Source organism: Streptomyces lycii, assembly GCF_009735685.1.
In the GTDB taxonomy this organism is placed as follows: Bacteria; Actinomycetota; Actinomycetes; order Streptomycetales; family Streptomycetaceae; genus Streptomyces; species Streptomyces lycii.
The window spans coordinates 1-5,935 of record NZ_WHPN01000064.1 but is presented as its reverse complement, the minus strand read 5'-3'; the positions used below and the strand labels follow the sequence as shown (position 1 = coordinate 5,935).

Sequence of the window (5,935 nt, the reverse complement as noted above, 5' to 3'; positions counted from 1 at the left end):
GTCCGCGCGCCGGGCACCCGCACCGCCGCGCCCGCACCCGCACCGCCGCACCGCACCCGGGCCTCGCGCCCGGGCCTGCGTCCCCGCCTGGCCCCGGTGCCCGAGTGCCGTACCCCACACCCGGCCCTGGCGCCCGAGCGCCGTATCCCGTGACCCGGACCCCGTACCCCGCGCTCGGGCTCGGGGTACGAATACGACCCCCGCAGCCCGCAGCCGGCCACCGCGAGCCCCCGGGCCCGTACCCCACGCCCCGGCCCGGGCGTGGGGTACGGTCCCGGCCCGGGCGTGTTGGCGGCGAGGCCCCCGGCGGCGGCACAATCGATGCATGAGCCCCCTGCTGCGCCGCTCCCCGCGCCCCGACCCGGCCGACCGGCTCGTCACGCTGATCGGCAAGCCCGGCTGCCACCTGTGCGACGCGGCCCGTGACGTGATCACCGCCGTCTGCGCGGAGCTGGGCACCCCCTGGGAGGAGAAGGACATCACCCGGGACGAGAAGCTGCACCACGCCTACTGGGAGCAGATCCCCGTCGTCCTCATCGACGGCGCCCAGCACGACTTCTGGCGGGTGGACCCGGCACGGCTGCGCGCCGCGCTCGGCGGGTAACTCCGGCGTCACGGGACGTTCACGCCCGCGAATCCGCCCGACTCCGGCCGGTGCTGCGCAGTGGCTATGCTCAGGGCCATGGCCTCTCTCGGACGGCTCACCCCTCGCAGGCGCTCCGCCACGGCACGCAGCGTGCTCGCGGGCGAGGCCGCAGCCGAGGCAGCCCGCATCACCTCGGCGACGGACACCCTCGCCGGCGAGACGATCGCGCCGGAGGCCGCGGAACCGGCCGAGCCGGAGTTCCCCGTCAGCGGAGACGTCCGCGCCGCCGCCTTCTTCGACCTCGACAACACGGTCATGCAGGGCGCCGCGCTGTTCCACTTCGGCCGCGGCCTCTACAAGCGGAAGTTCTTCCAGAAGCGCGAACTGGTCCGCTTCGCCTGGCAGCAGGCATGGTTCCGGCTGGCCGGGGTCGAGGACGCGGGCCACATGGAGGACGCCCGGGAGAGCGCGCTGTCCATCGTCCGCGGCCACCGCGTCTCCGAGCTGATGGAGATGGGCGAGGAGATCTACGACGAGTACATGGCCGGCCGGATCTGGCCGGGCACCCGCGCGCTCGCCCAGGCGCATCTCGACGCCGGGCAGAAGGTGTGGCTGGTGACCGCCGCCCCGGTCGAGGCCGCGACGATCATCGCCCGCAGGCTCGGGCTGACCGGGGCGCTCGGCACGGTCGCGGAGTCCGTCGGCGGCGTCTACACCGGCAAGCTGGTCGGCGAGCCGCTGCACGGCCCGGCCAAGGCCGAGGCCGTCCGGGCGCTGGCGGTCGCCGAGGGCCTGGACCTGGGGCGCTGCGCGGCGTACAGCGACTCGCACAACGACATCCCGATGCTCTCGATCGTCGGCCACCCGTACGCCATCAACCCCGACAGCAAGCTCAAGGAGCACGCCCGGGAACTCGGCTGGCGGCTCCGGGACTACCGGACCGCACGCAAGGCGGCCAAGGTCGGCATCCCCGCTGCCGCCGGGGTCGGGGCCCTGGCGGGCGGGGCCGCGGCGGCCGCGGCACTGCGCCGCCGCCGATGACGGGAGCCGGCCCGCTGCGGCCGGCGGATCACGGGCCGGCACGGCGGCCGGGTCCGGGGCCGCGCGCCCGGAACACACCACCCGGCGCCGCCGTTTCCCCACGGACCTCCCAGAACCGGCGCACCGCCACATCACAACCCGGAAATGGGCAGAAGGCGACTGTGAACGATCCAAGATCGCTCATCGTTCGATATCGGATCGGTCGTCAACCCACAGGGCACGGGAACTAATCGATGATTTGAGCAACGGGGTGTAGCGTCGCCTGTACGAAGCGTTATTCTCCTCAGACGCATTCCGGTCCCATCAGCCCTCACACCGGGTGAACGGTTCCGCACTGCATGTGATGAAGCTCTGCCTCTGGGAGTCCCGTGTACCCACACGTCGGGGTTGACGCCTCGGGCCTGGCCACGCTCCGCGCCGCGGTCCTCGACCGGCTCCGCGGTCTCGTCCCCACCGCGTACGCCGTCCCCGCCCTCGCCGCGCATGTCCCCGCTGCCGTCCCCGCCCCCGTCCGCCCCGTCCCCGCCCATCCCGTCCACACCGCCCGCGCCCTGGCCGCCGAGAACGCCGCCGTGACCCGACGGGCCCCGCTCGCCTCCGGTACCTCCGGCACCGCCGGCGCCGCCGGCACCGACAAGGGCCCGGCCAGAACGGCCCGGCACCCCGCCGCGGGCAGCGACAGCCGTCGCATGATGGATCTCGTCGAACGCGCCCAGCAGGGAGAGGCCGACGCCTTCGGCGCCCTCTACGACCAGTACGCCGACACCGTCTACCGCTACATCTACTACCGCGTCGGCAGCAGGGCGACCGCCGAGGACCTCACCAGCGAGACGTTCCTGCGCGCCCTGCGCCGCATCTCCACATTCACCTGGCAGGGCCGCGACTTCGGCGCCTGGCTCGTGACCATCGCCCGCAATCTCGTCGCCGACCACTTCAAGTCCAGCCGCTTCCGGCTGGAGGTCACCACCGGCGAGATGCTCGACGCCAACGAGGTCGCCCGCAGCCCCGAGGACTCCGTCCTGGAGACGCTGTCCAACGACACCCTGCTGGACGCCGTCCGCCGGCTGAACCCGCAGCAGCAGGAGTGCGTGACGCTGCGCTTCCTGCAAGGGCTCTCGGTGGCCGAAACGGCGCGGGTGATGGGGAAGAACGAGGGTGCGATCAAGACCCTCCAGTACCGCGCGGTGCGCACCCTGGCCCGGCTCCTCCCGGAGGACGCCCGCTGACCGACGCCCCTCCCCCGCCGACCGCCCGTACGACGGCCGCCGTACGACAGCCGCAAGCTGGCCGGTGCGACCGCCGACCGCACCGGCAAGCACTGACCGATGGCCGATGGCCGATGGCCGATGGCTTACGGCTGGTGGCTTATGGCTGGCGGCTGACCACCGCCCGACGTCACCCGCCGACCGGCAACCGCCGACCGCCCACCGCCCGCCGCTCACCGCCGTCCGTCGACCGAGACCCCGCCGGGGACCGTCCGCCGAACGGAGCACCCACCCGCTCCGTCCGCCCCCGGCGGGGATTGTGGCGCGTCCCACACCGGCCGGATCGTCATTCCTGCGTAACCACTTCCCGCAGCCGCTCGTTGTCCGGGGTGCAGACTCCCGGCGGTCGCGTCACGCCTGCCGCCGACTCACTCGATCGAGTGGTTGCGCTCAAGGTGCGCAACTTCCCCGTTGGTCACGGAGTCGCAGGTGATGAGGAGAGGAGGTGCCGCCCGTGATCGGATCCGTACCGGCGCACCGGCGGGCGAACGCCTTCGCCGACGCCCTGGACGAGCAGTCACGCGAAGACGGCACGGCGCGACAGCCCGGCCAGTCGGCGGACGACCCCGAACAGGGCAGACTGCTGGAGGTCGCGGCCGGACTCGGCGAGGTGCCGGCGCCGGCGCTGGACCCCGAGGTCAAGACCGTGCAGCGGGCCCAGCTGGTCGCGGCCGTGGAATCCATGTTCGCCGAGGACGGCGGCCCGGCAGGCCGGCCGGTCCCGGAGCAGCGTTCCGGCCGTCACGCCCACCGGGCGAGCCCGCTCCACAGGCTCAAGCCGCGCTCCCGCTGGTCCAAGGGGATCGCCGCCGGCGGGCTGACCGTCGGCGTCGCGGCCGGGGCGTTCAGCGGCGTCGCCGCCGCCAGCTCCGACGCGCTGCCCGGCGACTCGCTCTACGGCCTCAAGCGCGGCATGGAGAACATGGAGCTAGGCTTCGCCGACGACGAGCGCGACCGGGGCGAGATCTATCTCGACCAGGCCTCGACCCGGCTCGGCGAGGCCCGTCGGCTGATGGAGCGCGGCCGCTCCGGCAGCCTCGACCACGAATCCCTCGGGGCCGTCCGCCGCGCCCTCTCCGGCATGCGGCACGATGCCGCCGAGGGTCACCGGCTGCTCCGCTCCGCCTACGAGCGGGACGGTTCGCTCGGCCCCATGCAGGTCCTCAACTCCTTCTCCGAGACCCACCGGAGCGGCTGGCGCGCGCTCAAGGACCGGCTACCCGTACAGCTCACGGACGTGAGCGACGAGGTGACGGACGTCTTCGACGCCATAGAGGACGAGGTCGGACCGCTCAAGTCGCTGCTGCCGCAGCCGCCCGGCGGTGACGGGCGCGGTGGCGGGGACAGCGGCTCCGGTTCCTCCGGCCCGTCCGGTTCGGAGCACACCTCGCAGGAGCCGACACCGTCGCGGAGCGACCCGTCCACGGACGGCTCCGGCCGGGGCGACAGCCCCGAGCCGTCCGAGACCCGGCAGCGGGAGGACGGACTGATCGGCGGCGCGGGCGACCTGCTCGACCCGCCCGAGTCCGGCGGCACCCTGCCGTCCTCCCCCGGCGGCGAGCGGGACGGCACACCCGCGCAGCCCGAGATCACCCTGCCGCCGGTGCTGCCCGGCCTGCTGCCCGGACTCGGAATCAGCCAGGAGGAAGCGGGCTAGTTCCCCGTCGACCGGCACCGCGAGCCGCCAGCACGAGTCGGCACCACAAGCCCGAACAGGCCGACGGGTCGACAGAGCCGACAGAGCCGACAGAGACCAGCGAACAACCGACAGGAGCGACAGGAGCGACAAGGGCGTTCAGCGCTCCACGTGAGACCGGCACCGCCATGCCGGCGACCGGTGTGCCCCAGCGAGCCGCTGGGGCACACCGGTCGTTCGCTTTCGGGAGACCAGGGCTTCCGCGACGACGGTCCGATCCGTACCGGAGCGGACCGAACGACCGGATCCCAGGAGCCACGGGTCACAGTCCACAGCAGTCCACAGTCCAGGGCGACAGGCCACATGCCGCAGGCCACAGGCCACACGCCGCAGGACACACGCCGCAGGACACGGGCCACGGGCCACGGGCGGCGATCCACGGCGGACCCAGTAGCGGCGAGGCCCGGCAGCCCGGAGCAGCGGGACGCGGCAGCGCGCGGAACGGCTCAGCAAGACCGCGGCCTCAGCCTCAGAAGAACACCGAGCGGCGCTGCACCAGCAGCTTGTAGAGGGTGTGCTGGATCGTCTCCCGGACCTGGTCCGTGAGATTGAACATCAGCATCGGGTCGTCGACCGCATCCTGCGGATAGCCGTCGGTCGGGATCGGCTCCCCGAACTGGATCGTCCACTTCGTCGGCAGGGGCACGGCCCCCAGCGGCCCGAGCCAGGGAAACGTCGGCGTGATCGGGAAGTACGGGAAGCCCAGCAGCCGGGCGACCGTCTTGGCGTTCCCGATCATCGGGTAGATCTCCTCGGCGCCGACGATCGAGCAGGGCACGATCGGCGCGCCCGCCCGCAGAGCCGTCGACACGAACCCGCCCCGCCCGAACCGCTGGAGCTTGTACCGGTCGGCGAAGGGCTTCCCGATGCCCTTGAAGCCCTCCGGCATCACCCCGACCACCTCACCCCGCTCCAGCAGCCGCTGAGCGTCCTCCGCGCAGGCCAGCGTGTGCCCGGCCTTGCGCGCCAGCTCGTTGACGACGGGCAGCATGAAGACGAGGTCGGCGGCGAGGAGCCGCAGATTCCGGTCCGCCGGGTGGTTGTCGTGAACCGCCACCTGAAGCATCAGCCCGTCCAGCGGCAGCGTCCCCGAGTGGTTGCAGACGACCAGCGCGCCGCCGGTGTCGGGGATGTTCTCGATGCCTTTCACCTCGACCCGGAAGTACTTCTCGTACAGCGGGCGGAGCAGCGACATGAGGACCTGGTCGGTCAGTTCCCGGTCGTAGCCGAACTCGTCGACCTCGTACTCCCCGGTGACCCGGCGGCGCAGGAACGACAGGCCGTGCGCGAGCCGCCGCTCCCAGCCGCCACCCGGAGCGGCACCGTCCGCGCCGCTCCCGTCGGCGC

General features: G+C 73.0%; 5 protein-coding genes. 4 read left to right on the top strand and 1 reads right to left on the bottom strand.

The features are described from left to right. Positions 1–325 precede the first annotated feature (325 nt). The 4 genes from GCU69_RS03235 (at position 326) to GCU69_RS03220 (ending at position 4,549) form a co-directional block, all read left to right on the top strand. Positions 326–604: a glutaredoxin family protein gene (locus tag GCU69_RS03235; RefSeq protein ID WP_098752445.1), complete on the top strand. Its 279-nt coding sequence runs from the start codon at positions 326–328 to the stop codon at positions 602–604. Between the two features lie 78 nt (positions 605–682). Beyond that, positions 683–1,627, top strand: a complete 945-nt coding sequence (locus GCU69_RS03230; protein ID WP_098752446.1) for an HAD family hydrolase — start codon at positions 683–685, stop codon at positions 1,625–1,627. 368 nt (positions 1,628–1,995) lie between these two features. Further along, on the top strand, positions 1,996–2,853 hold the full coding sequence (locus GCU69_RS03225) for an ECF subfamily RNA polymerase sigma factor, BldN family (protein WP_156205080.1): 858 nt from the start codon (positions 1,996–1,998) through the stop codon (positions 2,851–2,853). Positions 2,854–3,346: 493 nt separating this feature from the next. After that, entirely contained in the window at positions 3,347–4,549 is a 1,203-nt protein-coding gene (locus GCU69_RS03220) for a DUF5667 domain-containing protein (RefSeq protein ID WP_156205079.1), read from the top strand. Positions 4,550–5,057: 508 nt separating this feature from the next. Here GCU69_RS03220 and GCU69_RS03215 read toward each other — a convergent pair. After that, positions 5,058–5,935, bottom strand: an 878-nt coding sequence (locus GCU69_RS03215) for a lysophospholipid acyltransferase family protein (RefSeq protein ID WP_156205078.1), incomplete at its 5' end; no start/stop codon positions are given.

Excerpts from the sequence above, each read along its gene's own strand:
- GCU69_RS03235 (WP_098752445.1), top strand. The coding sequence starts at position 326 with ATGAGCCCCCTGCTGCGCCGCTCCCCGCGCCCCGACCCGGCCGACCGG.
- GCU69_RS03230 (WP_098752446.1), top strand. The coding sequence starts at position 683 with ATGGCCTCTCTCGGACGGCTCACCCCTCGCAGGCGCTCCGCCACGGCA.